Raw genomic sequence first — 22,651 nt, 5'->3', positions numbered from 1 at the left:
CTTAGTATTCAGGCTTTAATTTTTATTCAAAAGAAAAACTAGTTTTTAGAAATTAAAACATCGTATTTGTATTTTTGCTTTGCTCAGGAATATTTTGTATCACATCCCAATGCTCTACGATTTTTCCATTTTCAACACGGAATATATCAACAATTGCTCTTCCTCGATCTTTTTCATTTTCAGTCGAATGGACATGTAAAACGACAAGATTGCCTTCAGCAATCGCACGTTTAATCTCATTTTTAGCTTGAGGATTCTTTTGGAATTTTTCAGTGAAGAAGTTAACGAAAGGCGCTTTACCATCTGACACATTAGGATTGTGCTGAATGTATTGTTGACCAATATAGCGGTCTGCATATTCTTTGACTTTATGTTTTAAAAAGACACCTTCATAAAAGTCGGTCACTATTCTTTTGTTTTGAGCACTTACTTTATCAATAGCTTCTGATTTAGCCGAAGTTACTTTACTGGTTTTAATGTGGGGTTCAGTCGCGTGAGAACTTATAGTTGTAAATATTAAACTGGTAAATAAAGAGGAAAGAATTAATATTTTTTTCATTTTTAACCTCAAGATACAAAATATTAGTTTTATATCTTGAGGTAAATAACCGTCTAAAAATACTTTAGATTAGTTACTATTTCTTACGTTTAGGTAACCATGCCCAGAGCATTTGGCATTGAATTGGTTCATTGCCTGCATCATCAATCACAGTAACAGGAATCACAAGTTCACCTTTCTCATTATCTGCAATAAACTTTTGTTGTTCAGCAGACAATGTCGCTGTAGCAGTCAAACCGCCTTCAACCACTTTTAAATAATCTACATGTAATGATTTGATTAATAAAATGCGATTATCAGGAATATGTAAACCGGTTAGAAAACCCGTTGCAGTTTCTGCTAAAAGCGCCATAGCCGCAGCGTGGACGCCTTTAATATGGTTCTGCATATTTTTTTGGTTATCTAAACGGACAGTAACGTGGTTTGAGTCTACTTCCAGATAGCGGATATTTGCTGTACCCACCATTGGCACGATACGACCAAACGCCTTGCTCCAAAGCGTGCTCCGAATACCTTTAGGGAATTTTGAAGTTGCTTTTACCAGTTTTGATAGACGATTGGATTGAGACATGGGATTACCTTAGCTTTAAATGGCCGACAAGATATTAATCTTTAAAGTTATTAAACTGTAATGGCACACCGAATTGTTGTTCACGTAAAAAAGTCATAACTTGTTGTAAGGTGTCACGCTTTTTATCAGTTACACGAATTTTGTCGCCTTGAATAGAAGATTGCACTTTAATGCCACTTTCTTTAATGGCTTTATTAATTTTTTTTGCAGTATCAGAGTCAAGACCGTCTTTAAGTTTAATGACTTGTACAAAATTTTTGCCTGAAGCAGAGGCTTTTTGTGGATCAAGTGCTTGAACATCAATTTTACGTTTGTAAAAATGATTTTCTAACATGTTGTAAACTTGTTCACACTGGAAATCACTTTCGGTACTGATTTTGATTTCTTTATTTTTTTCATTTAATTCGATAGAAACATCGTGACCACGAAAGTCAAAGCGTGTGGCAATCTCTTTTTGTGTGTTTTGTACAGCATGATTAACTTCAAATAACTCTAATTCAGAGACAATATCGAAAGAAGGCATAGTTTAGACCTTTACAAAGGGAAAGAATATTTGAGATGCTAAGAGGGTTTTCTTCATTTGCCAAGTGTTGTTTACATCAAAGGAGTGCACAATGATCCGTAAACAAGAAATTACAACATTTGAGTTCCCAGAAAATGCTGTTATCTGGGATGTCCGTGATACTAATGCTTATGCAGAAGGGCATGTTAAAGGTGCGGTGAATCGCCCAATTAATGATTTGAATGCTGATATTTTGAACCAGGTCTCTGCGGGTCAGCCGATTTATATTTTATGTGGTGGTGGTAGCAAAGCTCCTCGTGCAGCTGAGAAACTAGAAGGATTGGATGCCTCGCGTGAATATGTCGTGCTGATGGGCGGGACACGTGCAGCTCGTGATGCCGGCTTGCCTCTAGAGCAGGGCGCATAAAAAAAGCACCTTCGGGTGCTTTTTTATTAAAGTGAATTATTGCGGTTTAAAATAAGGTTTTTTAGGTTTCACTTTCTTTTGGAACCGTTGAGGATTCAATTTTTGTAATAGGCGGTCTGGTACTGGACAAGCCTCTCCTAATATTTGAGCAACTAAGATTTCACTGCACAGCGGGGCAAATAAGAAGCCTTTAGAGCCAAGCCCAGCAAAAGTAGCAATTCGGCTATTCTCCTGTATTTTTCCAACCAGAGGAAAATAATCTAAGCTTTGAGCCCGTATAGATGCACGGCCTTGCCATGTCGAAGGTAATGGTAACTTTTCAGCATATTCAGGGAATACACTGTGGATTAATTCAAAGTTATGCACATGGTCTTCGGTAAGTACATCTTGATCTTCACGATTTGGGTAGAAAGACGCGCCTAAAATCATCTGCGAGGCATCAAGTTGCATACAATAGCCGCCATAGCTATAAGCTTCATTTAAAGGCAGAGGGGCAAACGTATTATCAACCCAGCTCACTTGTCCACGTATTGGTTTTAACTGCGGATAGCTGTCAAATAAAGCAGCACTTTCTCGAGCGCAGCACACAACGACATGGTCTGCTTCTGCAATAATTTCATTGTTGGTTTGCAATTGAACTTTATTTACAGAAGAAACAAGTGCTGTGACATGGGCAATTTCGAGATTGATGCATGGATGCTGCAAAATTTCATCACGTAATTTATGTGGTGAGACAGAGCCAGCCTCAGTTAGTAATATGTTTGAGTAATCAGTTTCAAGTGAGTTCGCTGAGTTGGTAACAACTTGAGTTGGATACTGATTTACCAAATCAAGAAGTTCATCTGCATTTTTTAATGCAATTTGCTGGATTTGAAGCGGGCGGAATGCATTAAAATTTTTATAAAAATTTAAAGCATGTTGCCAACTTAAGGTCATGAGATGTTCATGACTTTGTTCAATTGGGCATAGTTTCGGATTAAGTAATGCCAAAGGGTTTCCAGACGCGCCCGATAACGGATTGGTTTGCTCGTATAAGGTCACTTGGTGGCCACGTGCTGCAAATGCCCACGCTGTGCTTAAACCTGCTATACCAGCCCCTATAATCGCAATATGCTGTTGCTCTGTAGCCAATGCGTGGGTTTGTCCTAATTCTGTGGAACCCTGATCAGATTCAGGCAGCTTCCAGACTGCTTTGAGCATTTCTCGTTTATGGCCAAAACCACGTGGACGAGAAATATCGATACCATGTGCTTTTAGTCCACGTTTTAAAATGCCAGCAACACTAAAAGAGGCGAATGTAGTACCATAACCTGAAAGACGGACAATATTATTTAAAATATTTTGTTCCCACATGTCTGGGTTACAAGATGGTGCAAAGCCATCTAAAAACCAGGCATTCACAGCTTTAGTTTTAGCCATGCTTGGGAAAATCTCTTGCGCATCTCCAAGCCATAGATCGATGCTAAAACGTTCTTTAGGGAAAGTTAAACGATGACATCCAGCAATAGGCAAGGGATATTGTTCAATTAACTGCTCTGCAAACGGTTTAAGCTCATCCCAGACATTTAAAGCGCGAATAAGATCAGCTTTACTTAATGGAAATTTTTCCACGCTAATTGCGTGTAAATGGCTTTGATTATTAGGACGGACTTGCTGCCAAAGTTGCCAGAGTGCAAGAATATTTAAACCTGTACCAAAACCGGTTTCTCCTACACTGAAATATTCAAAATCTTTTAAATTGGCTAATCGTTCTGATAAGTCATTACCATTTAGAAAAACATGTCGTGTTTCAAGTAGGCCATTATCTTTAGAGAAGTAGACATCACCAAATTGTTTGGAAATGGGAATCTCGATACCATCGACAAATTCCCAGTCCAGCTCTGCTGTTTGGATACGGTTTGATACGTTCATTGAATTTAATAGATCGCTTGGGATTACCACTGGCGTCGACGTTTTGTATGAATATAACTAGCAATAAAGAAACCTAGCAATACACCACCCGCTAAGGTAACAGCGCCATATAAAAACATTTGCGCACTTCGTTCGCTTTGTAAAACTTGAACCTGAACAGAGAGATTATCATTTTTTAGCTGTAACTCTTGGTTCTGAGCCAATGCTTCAAGGTTGGCATGTTCTAGCTGTTTTAAGCGAGATGCTTGATCTTGAACTAAAGCTTTGATTTTTGCGTCTTGTTGTTGTTTGTTCTTTGCGAGCTGTTCTGCCGTAAGTGGTTGTGCTGCAGTTGGTGCTGTTTTGACTCCAGTTGTAGATGTTGGAGCTGGTTTAGTGGCTTGAGTTGAAGGCGCACTTGGAGAAGGAGTTGCTGGTGTCGCAGCAGGTTCAACTGCTCCAGCAGTTGAACATATCAAACACAAGCCAAGAAAGCTTTTGATTGCAAGCTGCATGCGATTACCCTTTTGGAAATGCTTTATTAAACGGTTTTACATCAACGTGAGCATAAATGCCTTCTTTAAGAAATGGCTCTTCTTTTAACCATTCATCTAATGCTTCGCGACTGTCGAATTCAACAATCATGGTGCTACCAAAAAAGCCAGCTTGCGGATCATTAGGATCTTTTGGCATAGCACCCGCTGTAACAAGGCGGCCTTCATCATCGAGTTTTTGTAGACGTTCGATATGCTGAGGGCGTACTGCCAAGCGTTTTTCTAAAGTTCCTTCGTTATCGGTACAGCTTAGAACAAAAAAAGGCATGTAATCGTATCTCTATAATCAATCTGGAAGCACTTTAAGCGTCTGGTGACTTAAAATGTTTGCGTAAAATAATGAACTGAATAATGATAAATGAAAACATCACGATCATGTCACCAAATGCAGTAAATTCGCCCCAATATTTTCCACCGTGAAATAAAAATGCGAAGAAAACATGTAGACAAGACATCACGACAAACATCGCAGCCCAAGCAAAATTGAGGTTTTTCCAACCTTTTTCACTCAAATCTAAAATCGGGTCAAATAAGCGTTGAATGAGTGGTTTACGATCTTTACCAAACCAAGGCGAAATCAAGAATGCGCCTGCGAAAACTAAATTTAAAATCGCAGCTTTGAGACGAATATAAAAATCGTCACTTAACATGAGGGTAATGCCACCAAAAATGACAGTCATAAACAATACAAACCACTGTTGTTTGTCTAAGCGGAATTTTTGGAAAACAAATAGAGCACCATATACCACAAGCATTGAAATAATTAAGCCAGTAGTCGCTACAAGAATATTATTATTATCGATACCACCAGCAGACCCGATCAGTTTCAGTAAAGGATGCTGGGTGTCAGTTGGATCAACTGTTTTATATAAATAGAAGAAAATAATTAATGGAACAAAGTCCAGAAGTGCTTTCATGTTAGAGTATCTGATCAGGTTTGGCGAATGGCATAGTATAAAAGATGCAAGGCATAGATTTACATACACATAGCAATATTTCTGATGGAACTTTGTCTCCAGAATTGCTGGTGCAAGCTGCTATAGATGTGAACTTGCATACGTTGGCTTTGACTGACCACGATACAATGGATGGGTTACAGCGTGCAAAAATTGCTGCACAAGGTCATGATTTAAATATTATTTCTGGTACAGAAATTTCTAGTCAGTGGTCGCGCCCAACCACTAAGAAGAGTTATGGTGTACATATTGTTGCTTTAAATATGCAAGATGCAGCACCAATTTTAGAAGCATTAGAACAACAAAAAAGAATTAGAGCGCAAAGAGCTAAAGTGATTTGTGAGCTATTAGAAAAATGTATTGGTTTTCAGATTTATGAGGATGTTCTTGCTAAAGTAGAAGATCAGGCGGATAGGGTAACAAGAACTCACATTGCTAAAACATTGGTCGAGAAAAATGTCGTGACTCGTCCTCAACAAGCATTTGATCGTTTCTTAAAAGAAGGAAAACGTGCTTTTGTAAAGTTTGAAGGTTTAGGGCTAAAAGAAACCATTGATGTGATTCATCAAAGTAAAGGATTCGCAGTATTAGCACATCCGACGCGTTATGATTTATCTGCAACCAATGTTCGTTATTTAATTGAATTGTTCGCGACTTCAGGTGGAGACGCAATTGAGTTACCTCCACCAATGGAACCTCTATCTACTCGTCAGATGATTGATCGAATGATTGAACAATATCAGTTGGCAGTTTCTATTGGCAGTGATTTTCATGGTGAAAATATGCCATGGATTAAACTAGGAAATACGCCTAAACCTACAGATAAGCAGCATGGAATTTGGGAGCACTTTGTTTAAACTCTTTACAGTAAGTTGTTATCTTGAGCCTGAATTGGTGGTGGAGTAGGTTTACCGAGCGTCCCTAAAAGTTCAATCTCGATACTACGTACCATAGCATCTAAGGGTAAGTCATTACTTTGCGTACCGAATGGCTCTTCAATTTCAGAGCTTAGTGCATCTAGACCTAAAAATGTGTATGCCAAAATTCCAACTAGTAAAGGCGTTGCTAATCCAAGTAATGACCCAAGACTAAAAGGCAACATAAAACAGAAAAAATAGACTGTGCGGTTGAGTAAAACTGAATAGGCAAATGGAATGGGCGTATTGGCAATCCGGTCACAGCCAGTTTGTACAACACTTAAATCTGAAACATTTTTATTCATTTGTGCATAGATGATGTCAGAAATTTCACCTTCTTTAAGTGCCTGCAACAATTCCCAGTGAATGAGACTGAGTGTGTACTGAGGGGCGTTATTTTGCTGGTAGAGTTGAGTGAGAGCTTGCTGACTCATACCACTGGTTTGTATTAACTCAGTTGGGTTCGCCGTCTGACGACGTAAACGGTCACGCAATACATTAGCAAAAACAATCACATGTTGAATAACTCGCTCACGGCGAGCTTGAGTTAAAATACGACAATCGCGGTCAAAATGGCGTGAAGTTGCAATGAGAACGCCCCATAATTTTCGGGCCTCCCACCAACGGTCATAACATGCACTATTTTTAAATCCTAGGAAAATAGAAAGTACGACACCAATGAGCGTAAAGCCAACCAGAGGAATTTCTGGAAAGCGATAAAGATTGATGTATTCTACTCCACCAATGATTGCCGAGATCAGCATCACAACGCCTAGGGAAGGCAAAATTTTGGGTAAAATTGTGCCTCGCCAAGAGAATAATACTTTGAAAATACTAGGCTGTTCCCGAACAATCATTTTATTTTAAACGTCGCTATTTTTGTTTTGATCTTCTAGGCTTAGTAGTACTTTGTCAATATCATTGAACTGATATTGTTGTTGGGTTGAGCAGTTGTTGTTCAGCAAAGGAAAAGCTCCCTTCAGGTGAGATAATAAAGTGGTCAAGCAAACGAATTTCGACAAGCTGACAAGCCTGTTCAAGTTGCTGAGTTAAGGCAATATCTTGGGAAGATGGTTGTGGAGAACCAAAGGGATGATTGTGTGCAATAACGAGCTGGCAAGCATGTTGCTGTAAGGCGTAGCGTAAGGTTTGATTGACCGAAACTGCGCAATGCTGAACTGAACCAAAGAATAGCTTTTTAAAATGAAGCTTTCTTAATTCGGGATCTAGGCACAAAACAGCAAAGACTTCTTGTTTTTCGCCTTTTAATTCATAGCGCAGATAATCCAAAACTAAATCTGATGAATGAAGGCTGAGATTATTTTTCTGAAAGTGATGATTGAGATAACGCCGTCCGAGTTCTTTGACGGCTAGTAATTGTGAATATTTTGTTGCTCCAATTCCATTAAATTGAGTTAACTCACTTAAAGATGAATCAAACACTGCATTTAGGCTACCAAAGTGCTGAATGAGTAACCGTGATAATTCGACTGCTGAATGTTGTCGTGAACCTGAGCGAAGAAAAATTGCGAGTAGCTCTGCATCTGATAGACTTTGCGGACCTTGTTGTAATAACCGTTCTCTTGGCCGTTCTTGTTCAGGCCAATTTTTAATAGAAGTATTCATATTCCCCAGCATAATTCGCTTAAAATTTTATTTTGTTTGCCCAATCAATCTTGGGTCTGCGCGTATTTAATGCTATTGTGAGCGCCACTGCAACAGAAAGGTATCCTGTTCGTGAGCTTTGATCTAAGCGTTATTCCTCATAAAAACATTGTTTTAGCTGTTACTGGCGGAATTGCTGCCTATAAAAGCGCCATCTTAGTCCGCCGCCTCAAAGATTATGGCTTTGACGTGCGAGTGGTGATGACACATGGTGCTCAGGCATTTATTACACCACTAACTTTTCAGGCTCTTTCTGGTAATCCTGTTCATACTGAACTTCTAGACCCTGCGGCTGAAGCGGGTATGGGACATATTGAATTAGCACGTTGGGCTGATTTATTACTGGTCGCACCTGCAAGTTGTGACACATTGGCTAAATTTGCGAATGGTTTGGCAGATGATTTACTCAGCACGGTCTTTTTGGCAACAAAATCTCCTGTGTGGGTAGCTCCGGCGATGAACCAGCAAATGTGGGCGGCTAAAGCAACTCAACGTAATTTGCAAACCTTAGTCGAAGATGGTGTACACGTGATCATGCCAGATGCGGGTGAACAGGCCTGCGGTGATGTTGGTTTAGGCCGTATGCCAGAGCCAGAAGAAATTGCTCGTCAGGTCGCTGGCTATTTTCATCAAGCTCAACGTGCCATCGCTGAGAAATTTGGACTGTTGGCAGGTAAGCGAGTGGTTATTACTGCTGGGCCAACACGTGAAGCGATTGACCCTGTTCGTTATATCTCAAACCATAGTACTGGAAAAATGGGCTTTGCTTTAGCCGCTGCTTGTTATGCTGCTGGCGCGCAAGTGACTCTGATTGCTGGACCTGTAAGTTTAGATACGCCAAATGGTGTTCAACGTGTAAATGTTGCCTCAGCACGACAAATGCTTGACGTCAGTATGAGTTCTCTAGAAACAGGCTGCGATATTTTTATTGCGACTGCGGCAGTTGCAGACTATCGCGTAGCAGAAGTTGCTGAGCATAAGATTAAGAAAGCAGGGGATGAGTTAAATGTTTCCCTTGTAAAAAATCCAGATATTGTGGCAACAATCGCAGGTCAGGAAAAACGTCCATTTATGGTGGGTTTTGCTGCTGAAACGCAAAATGTTGAAGAATATGCGGCAGGGAAACTTGTTGCTAAAAAACTAGACATGATTGCCTGCAATGATGTATCACGTGCAGATATTGGGTTTGCTTCTGATGAGAATGCGATGACAGTCTTCTTTGCTGAAAGCTATCACATGAAAAAGCGTGAGTTAGAGAAAGCATCTAAACAGGAAATTTCTCAACAGCTGGTTGAAGCTATTTCGGATGCATTACGCCGTAAATAATTTTTGAATCAAATAAAAAAACCGCGAATGAATCGCGGTTTTTTTACAGTCTTATTTAGACAATCAAGGTATTTCATCCTCAAACTCAGGTTTAACCTGAACGATGAAGTCTTGGCGGTTAAGACCACGCCACAATGCAAATGCAGTACCGATATAAATCGAAGAATAAGTACCAACAAATACACCAACAAACATTGCCACAGAGAACCAGTGTAAGCCATCACCACCTAAGAACATCATCGCTAGAACAACCAGCAATAACGTCATTGATGTATGAATAGTACGACGTAAAGTCTCAGTTAACGCAATATCAACGATTTCACGAGGAGTCGCACCGCGAATTTTCCGGAAATTTTCACGGATACGGTCTGACACTACAATGTTATCGTTAAGCGAGAAACCAATAACAGCAAGTACTGCAGCTAACACTGTAAGGTCAAATGGCCATTGGAATAATGCAAAAGCACCAATAATAATGATGATGTCGTGGAATAAAGACATTACGGCACCCATCGCGAGTTTAAACTCAAAGCGGATGGTCACGTAGATCAACATTAAGATAAGTGCTAGTGCAACGGCACCAGCAGAACGAACATAGAGCTCGTTACCAACCTGACCACCGACAGAGTCCACTTTATGAACTTCGGCAGCATTATTTGGTAACTGCACTGCTTTAGTAATCGCATTACTAAGGTCTTCAACCTTAACTTCTTGTACTGGCATACGCACAAGTAAGTCTTTATTACTACCTAAGGTTTGTACTACAGCATCTTTAAAACCAGCTTTATCGAGTGCCTGAATAACTTCAGACTGATTGGCTGGTTGAGCATAGTTAAGCTCAGCTGAAACACCACCTGTAAAGTCCAAACCGAGGTTAAGACCTTTAGTCGCAATAAAGAAAATACTTGCCAAAGTAATAAGGATCGAGAAGATTGCCGCAGGTTTAGCAATCTTCATGAACGGGATGATTTTTGCATCATCCGGACGACCATATTGTTTTGAATCTTGTTGAGTCACTTTAGTCATCATCGATCTCCTTAAATGCTCAACTTTTTCAAATTACGGCGTTTACCATAAATGATTTGTACGATTGCACGAGTTACTGTAATTGCAGTAAACATCGAACAAATAATACCGATCATTAATGTCACGGCGAAACCTTTGATTGGGCCTGTACCAATTGCAAACAAAATGAATGCAACAAGGAACGTGGTTAAGTTCGAGTCAAAAATGGTGTTATAGGCTCGATCATAACCGGCCACAATGGCCTGTTTGGGTGAGGCCCCCCAGAGCATTTCTTCTCGGATACGCTCACATATCAATACGTTCGCATCGACCGCCATACCAATGGTAATAACGATACCAGCAATACCCGGTAAGGTGAGAGAAGCTCCAATCCATGACATCACGGTTAAAATCATTGCCAAGTTAAACACAAGAGCAAAGTTCGCGATTAAACCGAATACGCGGAAGAAAACCACCATCCAGATTGCAACGAGCAAGAAGCCGATTTGAGTAGACAATACACCTTTATCAATGTTTTCTTGACCAAGGCTTGGACCTACTACACGTTCTTCAACAAAGTACATTGGCGCAGCTAAAGCACCAGCACGAAGCATTAATGCAAGTTCAGATGCTTCTTGAGGAGAACTTAAACCGGTAATACGGAAAGTCGAACCTAAAACAGCCTGAACTGTTGCAGCGTTAATGACTACAGACTCAGTGTATGGCGTACGAACTTCTGTTTGTGCACCAGTTTTTGGATCTGTGACATAGTTAATTTTTTGCTTGTTCTCGATGAACAACACCGCCATGCGTTTACCAACTGCATTACGGGTTGCATCGGACATCAGCTTACCGCCAGCGCTGTCGAGCGTGATATTTACTTCGGCACCGCCAGAGTCCTGACTAAAGCCAGAGCTTGCATTTTGAACACGCTCACCAGTCAAGATTCGGTTACGTTGCAACAAGAGTTGACGGCCGCTATCTAAAGACTCATAAGCAAAAACTTCTGTGCCCGGAGGTAAAGGTTGACCATTATATTTACCCGTATATGGATCGATATATTGATCATTTAAGTCAGAAACTAAACGGAATTCGAGGTTCGCAGTACGGCCTAAAACACGTTTAGCTTCAGCTGTATCTTGTACACCCGGTAATTCAACAACAATACGGTTGCTACCCTGACTTTGTACCAATGCTTCTGCAACACCAAGTTCGTTAATACGATTACGTAATGTTGTTAAGTTCTGATTTACCGCATATGACTGAATTTCTTGGCGACGTACATCGGTATAAGTAAGCTTTAAAGTAGAACCTGTAGAGCTTGCTAATGCCTGTTGGGTATATTCATTCCCATTACGACGTAAGAAATCCATTGCTGCATCACGGTCAGCATTGTCAGCAAATTGAACAGTGATCACATTATTCGTTAATGCAAGACTATTAAATTTGATCTTGTTTTCACGGAACTGACGACGCAAATCGGTGGCAGAGGTTTCCATACGTTGGGCAACGGCTTTGTCCATATCTACTTCAAGCAAGAAGTGGACACCACCACGTAAGTCCAAACCAAGTTTCATTGGTTTTGCCCCAATCTTTTGCAGCCATTCCGGTGTGGTTGGTGCAAGGTTTAGGGCGACAACATATTGATCACCTAAGTCACGACGTAATACTTCTTTTGCCTTTAACTGCGCTTCAGATGAACTGACACGCAATAGGGCAGCATTATTTGTAAAAGTATTGTCATGGCTCGCAATATTTGCTGTTTTTAAAATTTGCTCTGCTTTTTGCACCACACTTTGATCAATTTGGGTACCAGCTTTGGCACCGGAAATTTGAACAGCGGGCTCATCCGGATATAGACTCGGCAGTGCGTATAATGTACTGATTACCAGAACAACAAGAATCAGTAAATATTTCCATGCAGGGTAACGCATTCGCTTTCTTCTTAAATGAAAAAGCCGTGCTAAAGCACGACTGTTTTATGATTAAAGGTTATTTAGAGTGCCTTCAGGTAATACTGAAATTACGCTGGCACGCTGAATTTTTACTTCTACACCACGGCTAAGTTCAACAACTGCATAGTCACCTTCAATTTTGGTTACTTTGCCCATTAAACCACCAGCGAAAACAACTTCACTACCAACACCTAAGCTCTCGATTAAAGAACGGTGTTCTTTAGCGCGTTTTGCTTGAGGGCGCCAAATTAAGAAATAAAAGATTGCAACGAATACGACAATCATCAAGATGTTTGGCAAAATACCATTAGTTGGGCCAGCTGCTGGTGCTGCATGAGCAGCAGAAATTAAAAAGCTCATTTTGATTTCCTAAAGTTAAAAATATGAGTCAGATAACTGACATAATCCTAATTCGTTTTGCAATTTACCTTGTCTTGAGGTTGAGCGCAAATCTAGCTTATTCATCAACCGGACATGGTGGAACTTCTAAACCACGACGGGCATAAAAGTCCTGAACAAATTCATCAAATGTGCCATTGTCTAATGCATCACGCATACCTTCAGTTAAACGTTGGTAATAACGTAAGTTATGAATAGTACCGAGCATAGATGCTAACATTTCTCCACATTTTTCAAGGTGGAATAGATAAGCACGGGTAAAGTTCTTACAAGTGTAGCAATCGCAATGTGGATCGAGCGGGCTCTGGTCATGGCGATATTTACTATTACGAATACGTACCAGACCATCAGTGACAAAATAATGACCGTTTCGAGCATTACGAGTCGGCATTACACAGTCAAACATATCGACACCACGGCGTACTGCTTCAACGATATCTTCTGGTTTACCAACGCCCATCAAATAACGTGGTTTGTCATGTGGCATTTTATTTGGTAGATAATCTAAAACTTTGATCATCTCTTCTTTAGGTTCACCTACCGATAAACCGCCAATTGCGTAGCCATCAAATCCGATTTCAAGTAAGCCATTTAAAGACTCATCGCGTAAGTCTTCGTACATGCCACCTTGAATAATGCCAAATAACGCATTGTGATTCTTGAGTTCATCATGATGATGGGTTTTACAACGTTTTGCCCAGCGTAAAGAAAGCTGCAATGATTTTTGAGCTTCTTCATGTGTCGCAGGGTAAGGTGTACATTCATCAAAAATCATGACGATGTCAGAGTTCAAGACCTGCTGAATTTCCATAGAAATTTCAGGAGATAAAAATACTTTTGAACCATCAATCGGTGAGCGGAAAGTAACACCTTCCTCTTTGATTTTGCGCATTGCGCCAAGACTAAAAACCTGGAAACCGCCAGAGTCAGTCAAAATTGGCTTATTCCATTTAATAAAGTCATGCAAACCACCGTGCTCTTTAATCACCTCAAGACCCGGACGCAAATATAAATGGAATGTATTTCCTAAAATAATTTGTGCCTGAATGTCTTCGATGTCACGAGGTAACATGCCTTTGACTGTGCCGTAAGTCCCCACCGGCATAAAAACAGGTGTTTCAACAACACCATGTTCTAAAGTTAAACGACCACGACGGGCGCGCCCCGACTGACCTAATTTTTCAAACTTCATCTAAAAATCCTGAACACGAGCAGAGGCGAAGAAACAGTTCGCTGCTAAAAAGAGGGCTATTTTCCTTGATTCTGCGACGTAGTTCTACTACTAAATGTAGCTGGCTATAAAATAGATAAATTTCCGATAACTTGGAGATTATTTTCTTCCTATTAAAAATTAGGTTTATAGTCAAAATTCTCATTCACGAGATTATCTCTAAAAGGGCGAATCGCTTTCTTGGATAAAGTTAATGTATTGATGAGATTGTTAGGGAATACTTCAATCTGGTTGTTGAACAGCTCGACATTACGGTTAAAGATGCTAATTGCTGCACCGACATTTTCATTTTGTTCCTGAATATCATCCATCATTTTGCTATAGAGCGAATCAGCTTTAAGCTCTGGATAATTTTCAACAACAACGTTTAAGCTTCGAATAAGTTCTTGGCTCATTTTCTCGATCTGTTGTAGCTGAGAAATATCAGTGTTATTCACATTTAAATTAAGAATTTGTTGACGTAATTGAGTAACCTTTTCTAATGTCGATTTTTCAAATTGAGTATATTGATTGAGCGTTGATTCAAGAGATTCCAAGGTCTTTACTTTTTGACGCTCGAAATTGGCAACTTCAGCCCAAGCTCTTTTAGTCGCATTAAAGTAACGTACGATGGTGTTACGGATGTGAACGCCCCAGACAATCAGTACGACGAATATCCCCAAGAAAATAAATAAACCTGTCATTTTCACTCCTCTTATTTTTATTCTCTCATTGAGCCTTTTAACTTCTTATTTTTTGATAAGTTGCCAGTTCAGCGCTACGAGAGATTTATTTAATTAAATTAAGCATTAATTGCTGAAATTTTTCATATTGCGGCATAGTCATGGTACGTAAATGCCCACGTAATGTTGAAACATCATGTATTTCACTTTGCTTACTGGTGGTCTGAAAAAGATCTTGTTCACCGAGATAACACAAAATTTGTTCTTCATGATGATAAATTAAATCACCTTTAAAGTGTTGAAAAAAATCATGAAGTTTTAAAGTTATGCTTGGGCTAACTTCTTTAGCTAATTGGTGTTGGGCAGTACCAAAAATATTAAGCTTTTGATTAATCAGGATGTCAGTGCTTTGCCATTCAGTTAAGTAAGGTGCAAAAAAGCGAGAACGTTGGTTACTTACAGCAATACCCAATGTAGGCATTTGAAATATAAAAGCGCCCCATAGATCTCTATGGATCTCTTTAACTATTTTTTTATCACTATCCTGATTTTGAAGAATGGGTAAATTATTTACATAGTGATATTTGAACAGCAGAACTTGATGTTCCGTAATTCCATCATCCCACGTAGTGGAAGCAAACTGAGTAATTTCATTAGATTCATTACCCCGATTAAACAGTGGAAAGTGTTGCTTTAATTTGCTTAAGACTAAAATTGGTTGAGATTGCATAGGAAGATAGGCTGGTAACTGTTGAAACCGTAATCCATAACGTAAAGTGGTGATACGTTCTTCTAAATAGTGAATGACTTCGCTTAGAGGTTTTTGCGGTTCATAGAGCAAATAGGCCAGAAAACCAGTTAAAAATGCCCATAAGAGGCTCCAAATATATTGAATATGAGGATGAAAAAAGTATCCAAATAATAAAGTCGTAATACTGCAAATACCTAACAAATACGGCAATACATTAACAAAACGAAGGTTATGATCTTCACGCCATGGATGTAACGCATTTAAGAGCTCTTGATCTGTTTGTGACTTTTGTCCAGCATCCCAAAGACGAGCAATATTGCGAAAAACCTGTGTATTTTTCTTACGTCTTATATGCAGAGCTTCTTGTAAGGTATCAATTGGCATAGAAGTAATGAGGTCATTATCATAAAGTGCTATTTTTAGATTATCTTTTAAATTGAATGAGATAAATAGAAATAAGTCATAAATAATTACTTTTATGATTTCGGCATTTGAGTTTCATTAATGAAATGCTGCAATCTATTTGCAAATTGCTCAAACTCTGGCATTGAAAGTGTTGTAAGACATTCGGCAAGCTCGCGTACACTAGCGCCATATAAACTTTGCTGGCGTAAAAGATTTACATTACAGAGCCAACATAATGCAGATGTTTCAGGGTGTATATAGAAATCCCCAGGAAAATCTTCCAATATTTTTTCTAATAATAACAAACGGTCAGGGCTTAGAAATTTTACTAAATCCAACTCATTAATTCCGCTCTGTTGATATTTTTGATTAAAACGGATATCACTTGATTCCCAAGCTACACCTAAGCGACAAGCCTTTTTCTGTTGACTTGAAATACTGACTCCGCGAACTGGAAAATTCTCTAAAATGACGCCGTATAAATTATAGCTAACATCTTTTAGTTCCCATTTACCTTTTGAATTATAGGCCATCTCTCGATTGATATAATGGTATCTAAAGATTTTATAGGGGTGAATTGTTTTTCTTACTTGCCACTTGCCGTGTATTGCAGTTAAAACAGAATTTTCTTGATTGCCTAACTTAAACAAAGGAAAGTCTGAAGCGGATGTTCCTTCTTTTGGTAAATTATCTTCAGTTGCAAATTTGAAATTATATTTATGTTCATAATAATAAGTTTGGATATCTTGAAGTAGGCAAATCAGTTCGGAGGTAGAGGCTCTATGATAAAAACCATAAAAGATCGCAAGAATGGCAAAAGGAAAGAAGTAAATCGAGATTAAAAAGCCTAAGGCTATACAAACTAAGGCGAAAATTGTAGCATTCCAAAAAATATAATTTCGAATATCAAGTTGTTGGGGGCCTGCCCAATTCTTTAATGAATAAACAAGAATATCAGGTGGTAATTGCTGATTAATTAAATTTCTTAATGCCTCAATATTTTTTAAAGTAATTTTGTTATGTGTATTTTGGTTGTCAAAAGCACTTTGAACTTTTTGAAAAAGCAGTTTCATAAATTTTATTATTAGTCGAAATTGTAGTTGGGGCAGCTGGGTTAAATTTTAAATGAGCTTATAAAATTTAACCCAGCTTTAATTTTTAAACTTCTAGCTTATCAATCAGCATTGCATCACCATAGCTAAAGAAACGATAGCGGCTTTTAACTGCATGTTCATAGGCAGCTAAAATGTTGTCTCGATTTGAAAGTGCTGACACCAACATGAGTAGAGTAGACTCTGGTAAATGGAAGTTGGTAATTAAACGGTCCACGATGCAGAACTCATAACCTGGATAGATAAAGATTTGCGTGTCGCCAGTCCAAGCTGCAATTTTACCGCCATGAGCTTGAGCTGCACTTTCTAAAGCACGTGTCGCGGTTGTACCAATGGCAATCACTTTATTGCCGCGTGTTTTAGTCGCCAAAATTAAATCAATGGTTTCTTGAGGTACATCACACCATTCACTGTGCATGATATGGTTGGTAATATCATCAGTACGAACAGGCATAAATGTGCCAGCACCGACGTGTAAAGTCACAAAAGATTTTTGAACATTTTTTTGCTCTAACTTTGCTAGTAACTCTTCGTCAAAGTGCAAGCTCGCAGTAGGAGCAGCCACACTGGCAATTTTTTCAGGGTTATGGAAAACAGTTTGATAGCGTTCAGTGTCAATTTCTTCTGCTTCACGATTAAAGTAAGGCGGAATAGGTAACTGACCATATTGCTCAAGTACAGGCAAGATCGGCTGTGAAAACTCAACCACAAATAAGTTTTCGTGACGGCCACGTACAATCACAGGAATATTATCTGCACCGACGAAAAGCTCAGCACCTGCTTTAGGTGAGTTGCTAGATTTGATATGACAATACGCTGTTGTGTGGTTTAGCATACGCTCAACTAAAATCTCAATCGCACCGCCTGTAGAGCGTTTTCCTTTAAGTCGAGCTTTCATGACTTTGGTGTCATTAAGCACCAACAAATCACCTTCTTCGAACAGATCGATAATGTCTGTGAACATGTGATCGTGATATTGGCCCTTTGAGTCTAAGTGCAACAACCGCGAAGCACTACGTGATTCAAGTGGGTAACGGGCAATAAGTTCATCAGGTAATTCAAAGAAAAAGTCAGACAGTTGCATATTTGAGAAAAAACACCGCAAAAATTGGGCCTAGTATAAACTTTTTCGCTTTTTTATGGCTGTGCTTATGGCCTAAATCATGAAAAATGTTTAAATGATCTAAAAGTGAACGATAATATTCACTTAGGGTTTGACAAGTTTTACAAACGCGCTAATATACGCAACACAAACATACTTCCTCTCCCGAGGTGGTGAAATTGGTAGACGCGGCGGACTCAAAATCCGCTGTCAGAGATGACGTGTCGGTTCGAGTCCGACCCTCGGGACCATATATTTAACGATATATAAAATTATAAAGTAATTAATCGTTAAAAATCTGCTAATTAGCATCTCTTTTGAACCTTATATCACTTTTTATACATTGCTATACCATTTGAAAATAGGTACCCTTATTGGTCCCCAGTAAGTTTATGTCTATTTTTTATGGCTAAGCAAGTTCGTCCTTTAACAGATACTAAATGTGCCTCTCTTAAGCCTAAAGATAAAGAATATGTAGAGGCAGATGGAGGAGGTTTGTATCTTAGAGTGCGTCCAACGGGTACAAAAAGTTGGATTTTTAGATACACAAATAGGGGAAATGATAAAAGAGAAAAAATTACATTAGGTCCATATCCTGCATTGTCTTTGGCTAAAGCTAGAGAGGAAAAGCATAAGTTTTTAAGAATGCTTGCAGAAGGTGTGGAGCCAAAAGAGCAACTTTCTATTCTTTTAGCAAAGAAAAATAATGTAAATACTTTAGAGAATGTAGTTAGAGTTTGGCTTGATGCTTATGCAGTTAGAAAACCTCTAAGTGAAGATACTAAAAACAAGCAATTAAGAAAATTTGAAAATCACTTATTTCCTAAGTTTAAAGATAAAGCAATTGAACAAATTACTCTTAGGGATTTAAAAGATGCTTTAAATGTAATTTATGACCATTCTCCTGATAATGCTCAAAGGATCAGAGCTTCATTGATCCAAGTTTATAGCTACGCTGTTCAGCATAGCTATATACAAACAAATATAGCTCGTGATTTAGAAGATATGGATTTGTCTGCTAGAAAGAACCATAGAGCGACTTTTAGATCATTAGACCTAATTCCTCAACTGATACGGCGTATTAAGGCAGATAGTGGTAATCCCTTAACTAAGTTATGTTTATTATTGGGGTTGCATACTTTTCTTAGGTCATCAGAAATACGTTTTGCTAGGTGGAATGAAATCGACTTTGAAGCGGAAATATGGAGAATTCCACCTCGTCGTCGATTAATTGAAGGTGTAAAACACTCTGATAGAGGTGCCAAGATGGAGATTAAATCTATTGTTTTTGATCTAATTCAGGTTTTTCTAACAATTGACTAGGTTCAATATTTAAAGCTTTTGCAAGTTTATAAATATTTAGTAAAGCAATATTCCGTTTTCCTCGCTCTACTTCTCCAAGATAACTTCTGCCAATTCCACTTTCTAGAGCTAAGCGTTCCTGAGAGATTCCCTTAATTTTTCTAAGTTCTCTTAATCGTAATCCAAAAAAGATTAGAGGATTTTCTTCCATTGCTTAGCTACATCCACAAATGGAAATGATATTAGAGTTGTACATCCTATAAGGCCACGCCTTATGTAGACCCGCTATATAAGGGCACACTCTATAAGTGACATTTTTTGAAGCTCTATGTATGATTGCAGACACAAATATTATTTTGGGGGAAATATGAGAAATAACTTTCATAGCAGAAAAAAGAGCTTTTCTATGTCATCGAAACAGCAAGGTAAAGCTGGAGTAGTGCTATTGATAATAGTAGTTCTAATTATTTTTCTGGCTTCTTTAGCGATTAGTTCATCATGGAATACGGATGAGTACTCTCCAATAGTTGCACAAGAGAATGAAGTTAAGGAAGCAACAACCATAGAAAAAGTAAATGAAGAAACTAACGAAGTAAAAATTAAAGAAGAAACTTCTGACGAAGCTGACTCTCAAAGATTTGGAAAAATTCAATATAAGGTAGAGAAAGAAGCGGTCATTAACTCTAAAATTGATGAGGGAATTCTTTCACAGCTTATCCTTGCTGTACTTGTTAATGGTTATAAGTGTGACACTGTATCTTCTGCAATCCCATATATTCGAGGAGGTGGTTATACAATGCAGTGTAATAATTATCAATATAAGTATGAGATAGAGGATAAGGGAGGGAGTATAATGGTAGAAGTAAAGTAGTAATAAAATATACTTTTATATTTTATATTCTAGTTTGATGGGGTTATAACGATTTCATTAAAACCGTTATAACCTATAATATTTTTTAATTTTTTATATATTATTACTGTAATTAATATATCTATTTTGAGGAGAATATTCCTTTTTTTGCATAATATTCACAATTTTTACATTTTTATTATATTTGAGATATTTATAAGTAAAGTATCTGGCTACTTTGTCTTCATGTGTTGATAAAACTACTTGTTTATCACTAAAATCATTTCTTAATAATTCTACTAAAGATGACATATTGATATCATCCATAGTTTGTACTGGATCATCAATTAGAATACAAGAAAATCTTGTAGAATAAACTCGATGTAATGCAAGTGTAAGAGCTATAACAACAGCAGAGATTTGTCCTGAGCTCATAGTATTAAGAATGTCATGATCACTTTTCCAATTAGATACCAATCTCACATTTTTTAATTGGTCTTCACCAGTTGGATCTTTAATAAATATACCTTGTCCCAACCCAGCTTGATGTGTCTGTAATATTTTACCTGAGTAAATATAAAAGGGTATTTCAATATCAGTTATTAATTTTTTTTGATACTGGCGTATCTTCTTTTTAATAATACGTGTTATATTTGCTATATCCTCAATGGAAGATTTATAAATATTGTTAATTTTATTTAATCGGGAGTGCTCATTTAAGACATCTTGGAGTGAATTGAAATATAAGTTTTTAATATAATTTTCTTTAAGTTCAAGTAGTTCTTGGTTAATAAGTTCAAGATTTTTAGGGTCATTATTGAAGTAATCTAAATATATTCTTTCAAAAGAACTTTCCTGATTTTTTTCATAGTATTCATCTGGTATTTTTCCAATAGCAGATTTGATGCGATCACAAATTTTTTCTACAGCTTGATGAAAAAAATAATCTTTATTATCAATTGGATATTCTTTAGATGTTAAATCACTATATTCAATATTATTTAATACTAACCAATTCTTTAGTTTAAAGAGTCTGTCTTTCATCTGTACAGCTTTGGAAAGATAATTTAAATCTTCTTGAGAGGGTTTAAAATTCTTTTCTAAATATTCATTGCATTTTGATAACAATGGCTTTAAATAGTTTAAATTAAAACTATCTCTAGCTTGTATAATTAATTTGTCTTGTGTGGATAATTCTGAATGTAGATAATGCCCATGTTTAGTTATTGCATGAAGTAATTCATCATGCTTTTGAAAACTTGTACCACAAAATATACAATTATTTTCTTCTGGTAAACTCTGTAGTGCAGAAGTCATAGAATCACGATACTTTATGATTTCAGAATGTATGGAACTTAAACCTTTAAGTTTTTCCTCTTTTTCCAAGAGTGATTCTAATTCAGCCTTAAATAAAATAGTATGGTCAGGAATAAACTTTCCTAATATAAAATCTAAATCCAATATAGACTTAATTTTTTTAAAATCTCCTTCTCTTAAGATTTTATAAGCATTACTTATAAGGTGGTAATAGTTACTTTCCTCATTAATTTCTTCAACTTTATCAATAAAATTGAAATAACCTAAATAATATTGGAGTAATTCAGTCTGTAAAGTAACATTATGAAATGCTCTTATTCTAAAAAAATTATTCTTATTAACTAAAAAGTCTTTTATTAAATTAATCTCATTAAGAAATATGTTTAGTTTGTCTTGGTTAAAATTATCTATATTGGTTTTATCCCAAAATACAGCTTTGGGAGTTTTAGCTAGCCATGGGAAGAGGTGGAAATGAGGTTCTATATTTTTAAGAGCTTGATCATTAATAGTGCTAACTTTATAATGATTTTCTAAATATGAAATTTTTTCTAATACATTTTTTTGAGAGTTAATTATTTTTTTATTAATTTCATAGATTTTGTTTAGTTTTTCATAGGAACTATTTATGTTTCCAAAGAGTTGAGCTAATTCTTCTGCACGTTGAGTTTCATTATTAGATTTTAAAAAATGAGAAGTTTCTTCTTGTTGTACATAATGGAATAGTAAGAAATCACGAGAAAAGTTTTTGCTATGAAAATAGTTTTCTAAAAAATCAGATTCTATAAGTGTACAATTATCACCATTAACTTCAAATAACTCCCAAAGTTCAGAAAATTTTGAAATTTTTCTAGCACTATTAGGAATTTTACTCTTTAATTTTCTTTTAAAAACTTTTAAATTAGATTGATTATCTATAAGTTCTATAATTATTTCTACATTTTCAGAATTCTTGTGCGCTACTACTATATCTGTTGGATTTTGTCGATTATCTAATGCAATTAATCGAGATAGATTTCCAGTTAATGCTAACTCTATTGCATCAAACACTGAGGTTTTTCCATAGCCATTTGGACCATCTAGAAGAATAAGCTCACTTTTACCAAAATTAATTATATAAACCCGAATCGCGGATAAGAAATTGACTTGAAAAACATAAGGACTAGAGCCATCAGTTGAGTTACCACACCAAACTC

Annotated in this window: 24 protein-coding genes and 1 tRNA gene; 6 read left to right on the top strand and 19 right to left on the bottom strand. The window is 37.4% G+C overall.

Annotated elements, in window-relative coordinates; all coding sequences use genetic code 11:
- Positions 1–52 precede the first annotated feature (52 nt).
- The 3 genes from HJG58_RS17720 to HJG58_RS17710 form a co-directional block, all read right to left on the bottom strand.
- Positions 53–559, bottom strand: a complete 507-nt coding sequence (locus HJG58_RS17720) for a nuclear transport factor 2 family protein (protein ID WP_170249741.1) — start codon at positions 557–559, stop codon at positions 53–55.
- Positions 560–635: 76 nt separating this feature from the next.
- On the bottom strand, positions 636–1,130 hold the full coding sequence (locus HJG58_RS17715; RefSeq protein WP_005804736.1) for a DUF4442 domain-containing protein: 495 nt from the start codon (positions 1,128–1,130) through the stop codon (positions 636–638).
- Positions 1,131–1,164: 34 nt separating this feature from the next.
- Positions 1,165–1,653 (bottom strand): YajQ family cyclic di-GMP-binding protein, encoded by a 489-nt coding sequence (locus HJG58_RS17710; protein ID WP_170249740.1) that lies wholly within the window; start codon positions 1,651–1,653, stop codon positions 1,165–1,167.
- A gap of 91 nt (positions 1,654–1,744) precedes the next feature.
- Between HJG58_RS17710 and HJG58_RS17705 the strand changes: the two genes are divergently transcribed.
- Positions 1,745–2,059 carry a rhodanese-like domain-containing protein gene (locus HJG58_RS17705; protein WP_002116171.1) on the top strand — a complete coding sequence of 105 codons (315 nt, stop codon included), beginning with the start codon at positions 1,745–1,747 and terminating at the stop codon, positions 2,057–2,059.
- A 36-nt stretch (positions 2,060–2,095) separates the two neighbouring features.
- Here HJG58_RS17705 and mnmC read toward each other — a convergent pair whose 3' ends face one another.
- Genes mnmC through HJG58_RS17685 form a run of 4 tightly spaced genes read right to left on the bottom strand, consistent with a single transcriptional unit; the run spans position 2,096 to position 5,420 of the window.
- The gene (gene mnmC / locus HJG58_RS17700) at positions 2,096–3,970 is read right to left on the bottom strand and encodes a bifunctional tRNA (5-methylaminomethyl-2-thiouridine)(34)-methyltransferase MnmC2/FAD-dependent 5-carboxymethylaminomethyl-2-thiouridine(34) oxidoreductase MnmC1 (RefSeq protein WP_170249739.1); all 1,875 of its coding nucleotides are present in this window, start codon (positions 3,968–3,970) and stop codon (positions 2,096–2,098) included.
- Between the two features lie 23 nt (positions 3,971–3,993).
- Positions 3,994–4,464: an SH3 domain-containing protein gene (locus tag HJG58_RS17695; RefSeq protein WP_170249738.1), complete on the bottom strand. Its 471-nt coding sequence runs from the start codon at positions 4,462–4,464 to the stop codon at positions 3,994–3,996.
- A gap of 4 nt (positions 4,465–4,468) precedes the next feature.
- The gene (locus HJG58_RS17690; RefSeq protein WP_032005578.1) at positions 4,469–4,771 is read right to left on the bottom strand and encodes a YciI family protein; all 303 of its coding nucleotides are present in this window, start codon (positions 4,769–4,771) and stop codon (positions 4,469–4,471) included.
- A 34-nt stretch (positions 4,772–4,805) separates the two neighbouring features.
- On the bottom strand, positions 4,806–5,420 hold the full coding sequence (locus tag HJG58_RS17685; protein ID WP_170249737.1) for a septation protein IspZ: 615 nt from the start codon (positions 5,418–5,420) through the stop codon (positions 4,806–4,808).
- A 44-nt stretch (positions 5,421–5,464) separates the two neighbouring features.
- Here HJG58_RS17685 and HJG58_RS17680 point away from each other — a divergent pair, with 44 nt between their 5' ends.
- A complete protein-coding gene (locus tag HJG58_RS17680) occupies positions 5,465–6,316 on the top strand; it encodes a PHP domain-containing protein (protein ID WP_170249736.1) in 852 nt (283 codons plus the stop codon).
- 5 nt (positions 6,317–6,321) lie between these two features.
- On the opposite strand, the gene HJG58_RS17675 is transcribed toward HJG58_RS17680, so the two are convergent.
- Positions 6,322–7,233, bottom strand: a complete 912-nt coding sequence (locus HJG58_RS17675) for a bestrophin family protein (RefSeq protein WP_069141498.1) — start codon at positions 7,231–7,233, stop codon at positions 6,322–6,324.
- A 61-nt stretch (positions 7,234–7,294) separates the two neighbouring features.
- The gene (gene radC / locus HJG58_RS17670; RefSeq protein ID WP_170249735.1) at positions 7,295–8,014 is read right to left on the bottom strand and encodes a RadC family protein; all 720 of its coding nucleotides are present in this window, start codon (positions 8,012–8,014) and stop codon (positions 7,295–7,297) included.
- A gap of 99 nt (positions 8,015–8,113) precedes the next feature.
- Here radC and coaBC point away from each other — a divergent pair, with 99 nt between their 5' ends.
- Complete coding sequence (coaBC, locus tag HJG58_RS17665; RefSeq protein WP_002116235.1) at positions 8,114–9,367, top strand: bifunctional phosphopantothenoylcysteine decarboxylase/phosphopantothenate--cysteine ligase CoaBC; 1,254 nt, start codon at positions 8,114–8,116, stop codon at positions 9,365–9,367.
- Between the two features lie 63 nt (positions 9,368–9,430).
- Here coaBC and secF read toward each other — a convergent pair whose 3' ends face one another.
- The 8 genes from secF to queA all read right to left on the bottom strand — a co-directional run bounded on the left by secF (position 9,431) and on the right by queA (position 17,971).
- Positions 9,431–10,396, bottom strand: a complete 966-nt coding sequence (gene secF, locus HJG58_RS17660) for a protein translocase subunit SecF (protein WP_005804728.1) — start codon at positions 10,394–10,396, stop codon at positions 9,431–9,433.
- Positions 10,397–10,404: 8 nt separating this feature from the next.
- A complete protein-coding gene (secD, locus tag HJG58_RS17655) occupies positions 10,405–12,306 on the bottom strand; it encodes a protein translocase subunit SecD (RefSeq protein ID WP_170249734.1) in 1,902 nt (633 codons plus the stop codon).
- 51 nt (positions 12,307–12,357) lie between these two features.
- Positions 12,358–12,687 carry a preprotein translocase subunit YajC gene (gene yajC, locus HJG58_RS17650; protein ID WP_002116168.1) on the bottom strand — a complete coding sequence of 110 codons (330 nt, stop codon included), beginning with the start codon at positions 12,685–12,687 and terminating at the stop codon, positions 12,358–12,360.
- 97 nt (positions 12,688–12,784) lie between these two features.
- The gene (gene tgt, locus HJG58_RS17645) at positions 12,785–13,918 is read right to left on the bottom strand and encodes a tRNA guanosine(34) transglycosylase Tgt (protein WP_002116306.1); all 1,134 of its coding nucleotides are present in this window, start codon (positions 13,916–13,918) and stop codon (positions 12,785–12,787) included.
- A 152-nt stretch (positions 13,919–14,070) separates the two neighbouring features.
- Positions 14,071–14,640, bottom strand: a complete 570-nt coding sequence (locus tag HJG58_RS17640) for a LemA family protein (protein WP_017385650.1) — start codon at positions 14,638–14,640, stop codon at positions 14,071–14,073.
- Between the two features lie 85 nt (positions 14,641–14,725).
- A complete protein-coding gene (locus HJG58_RS17635; protein ID WP_170249733.1) occupies positions 14,726–15,754 on the bottom strand; it encodes a hypothetical protein in 1,029 nt (342 codons plus the stop codon).
- A gap of 92 nt (positions 15,755–15,846) precedes the next feature.
- Positions 15,847–16,848 (bottom strand): hypothetical protein, encoded by a 1,002-nt coding sequence (locus HJG58_RS17630; RefSeq protein ID WP_170249732.1) that lies wholly within the window; start codon positions 16,846–16,848, stop codon positions 15,847–15,849.
- An 85-nt stretch (positions 16,849–16,933) separates the two neighbouring features.
- Positions 16,934–17,971 (bottom strand): tRNA preQ1(34) S-adenosylmethionine ribosyltransferase-isomerase QueA, encoded by a 1,038-nt coding sequence (gene queA / locus HJG58_RS17625; RefSeq protein WP_170249731.1) that lies wholly within the window; start codon positions 17,969–17,971, stop codon positions 16,934–16,936.
- 182 nt (positions 17,972–18,153) lie between these two features.
- Between queA and HJG58_RS17620 the strand changes: the two genes are divergently transcribed.
- Positions 18,154–18,240, top strand: a tRNA-Leu gene (locus HJG58_RS17620).
- 154 nt (positions 18,241–18,394) lie between these two features.
- Positions 18,395–19,312, top strand: a complete 918-nt coding sequence (locus HJG58_RS17615) for a tyrosine-type recombinase/integrase (RefSeq protein ID WP_216076600.1) — start codon at positions 18,395–18,397, stop codon at positions 19,310–19,312.
- On the opposite strand, the gene HJG58_RS17610 is transcribed toward HJG58_RS17615, so the two are convergent.
- Positions 19,269–19,502 carry a helix-turn-helix domain-containing protein gene (locus tag HJG58_RS17610; protein WP_170249730.1) on the bottom strand — a complete coding sequence of 78 codons (234 nt, stop codon included), beginning with the start codon at positions 19,500–19,502 and terminating at the stop codon, positions 19,269–19,271. The two genes, HJG58_RS17615 and HJG58_RS17610, sit on opposite strands and share 44 nt — an antisense overlap.
- Positions 19,503–19,697: 195 nt before the next feature.
- Here HJG58_RS17610 and HJG58_RS17605 point away from each other — a divergent pair, with 195 nt between their 5' ends.
- Positions 19,698–20,162 carry a hypothetical protein gene (locus HJG58_RS17605; protein WP_170249729.1) on the top strand — a complete coding sequence of 155 codons (465 nt, stop codon included), beginning with the start codon at positions 19,698–19,700 and terminating at the stop codon, positions 20,160–20,162.
- A gap of 93 nt (positions 20,163–20,255) precedes the next feature.
- Here HJG58_RS17605 and HJG58_RS17600 read toward each other — a convergent pair.
- Positions 20,256–22,651: AAA family ATPase (locus HJG58_RS17600; RefSeq protein ID WP_170249728.1), on the bottom strand; the 2,396-nt coding region annotated here is incomplete at its 5' end.

It is taken from the genome of Acinetobacter geminorum (assembly GCF_013009345.1).
Classification (GTDB): Bacteria; Pseudomonadota; Gammaproteobacteria; order Pseudomonadales; family Moraxellaceae; genus Acinetobacter; species Acinetobacter geminorum.
Note: the sequence above shows the minus strand (reverse complement) of the source record. Positions and strands in the feature narration are given on the sequence as shown.

Coding starts and splice junctions, on each gene's coding strand:
- HJG58_RS17720 (WP_170249741.1), bottom strand. CDS start 559: ATGAAAAAAATATTAATTCTTTCCTCTTTATTTACCAGTTTAATATTT.
- HJG58_RS17715 (WP_005804736.1), bottom strand. CDS start 1,130: ATGTCTCAATCCAATCGTCTATCAAAACTGGTAAAAGCAACTTCAAAA.
- HJG58_RS17710 (WP_170249740.1), bottom strand. CDS start 1,653: ATGCCTTCTTTCGATATTGTCTCTGAATTAGAGTTATTTGAAGTTAAT.
- HJG58_RS17705 (WP_002116171.1), top strand. CDS start 1,745: ATGATCCGTAAACAAGAAATTACAACATTTGAGTTCCCAGAAAATGCT.
- mnmC (WP_170249739.1), bottom strand. CDS start 3,970: ATGAACGTATCAAACCGTATCCAAACAGCAGAGCTGGACTGGGAATTT.
- HJG58_RS17695 (WP_170249738.1), bottom strand. CDS start 4,464: ATGCAGCTTGCAATCAAAAGCTTTCTTGGCTTGTGTTTGATATGTTCA.
- HJG58_RS17690 (WP_032005578.1), bottom strand. CDS start 4,771: ATGCCTTTTTTTGTTCTAAGCTGTACCGATAACGAAGGAACTTTAGAA.
- HJG58_RS17685 (WP_170249737.1), bottom strand. CDS start 5,420: ATGAAAGCACTTCTGGACTTTGTTCCATTAATTATTTTCTTCTATTTA.
- HJG58_RS17680 (WP_170249736.1), top strand. CDS start 5,465: ATGCAAGGCATAGATTTACATACACATAGCAATATTTCTGATGGAACT.
- HJG58_RS17675 (WP_069141498.1), bottom strand. CDS start 7,233: ATGATTGTTCGGGAACAGCCTAGTATTTTCAAAGTATTATTCTCTTGG.
- radC (WP_170249735.1), bottom strand. CDS start 8,014: ATGCTGGGGAATATGAATACTTCTATTAAAAATTGGCCTGAACAAGAA.
- secF (WP_005804728.1), bottom strand. CDS start 10,396: ATGATGACTAAAGTGACTCAACAAGATTCAAAACAATATGGTCGTCCG.
- secD (WP_170249734.1), bottom strand. CDS start 12,306: ATGCGTTACCCTGCATGGAAATATTTACTGATTCTTGTTGTTCTGGTA.
- yajC (WP_002116168.1), bottom strand. CDS start 12,687: ATGAGCTTTTTAATTTCTGCTGCTCATGCAGCACCAGCAGCTGGCCCA.
- tgt (WP_002116306.1), bottom strand. CDS start 13,918: ATGAAGTTTGAAAAATTAGGTCAGTCGGGGCGCGCCCGTCGTGGTCGT.
- HJG58_RS17640 (WP_017385650.1), bottom strand. CDS start 14,640: ATGACAGGTTTATTTATTTTCTTGGGGATATTCGTCGTACTGATTGTC.
- HJG58_RS17635 (WP_170249733.1), bottom strand. CDS start 15,754: ATGCCAATTGATACCTTACAAGAAGCTCTGCATATAAGACGTAAGAAA.
- HJG58_RS17630 (WP_170249732.1), bottom strand. CDS start 16,848: ATGAAACTGCTTTTTCAAAAAGTTCAAAGTGCTTTTGACAACCAAAAT.
- queA (WP_170249731.1), bottom strand. CDS start 17,971: ATGCAACTGTCTGACTTTTTCTTTGAATTACCTGATGAACTTATTGCC.
- HJG58_RS17615 (WP_216076600.1), top strand. CDS start 18,395: ATGGCTAAGCAAGTTCGTCCTTTAACAGATACTAAATGTGCCTCTCTT.
- HJG58_RS17610 (WP_170249730.1), bottom strand. CDS start 19,502: ATGGAAGAAAATCCTCTAATCTTTTTTGGATTACGATTAAGAGAACTT.
- HJG58_RS17605 (WP_170249729.1), top strand. CDS start 19,698: ATGTCATCGAAACAGCAAGGTAAAGCTGGAGTAGTGCTATTGATAATA.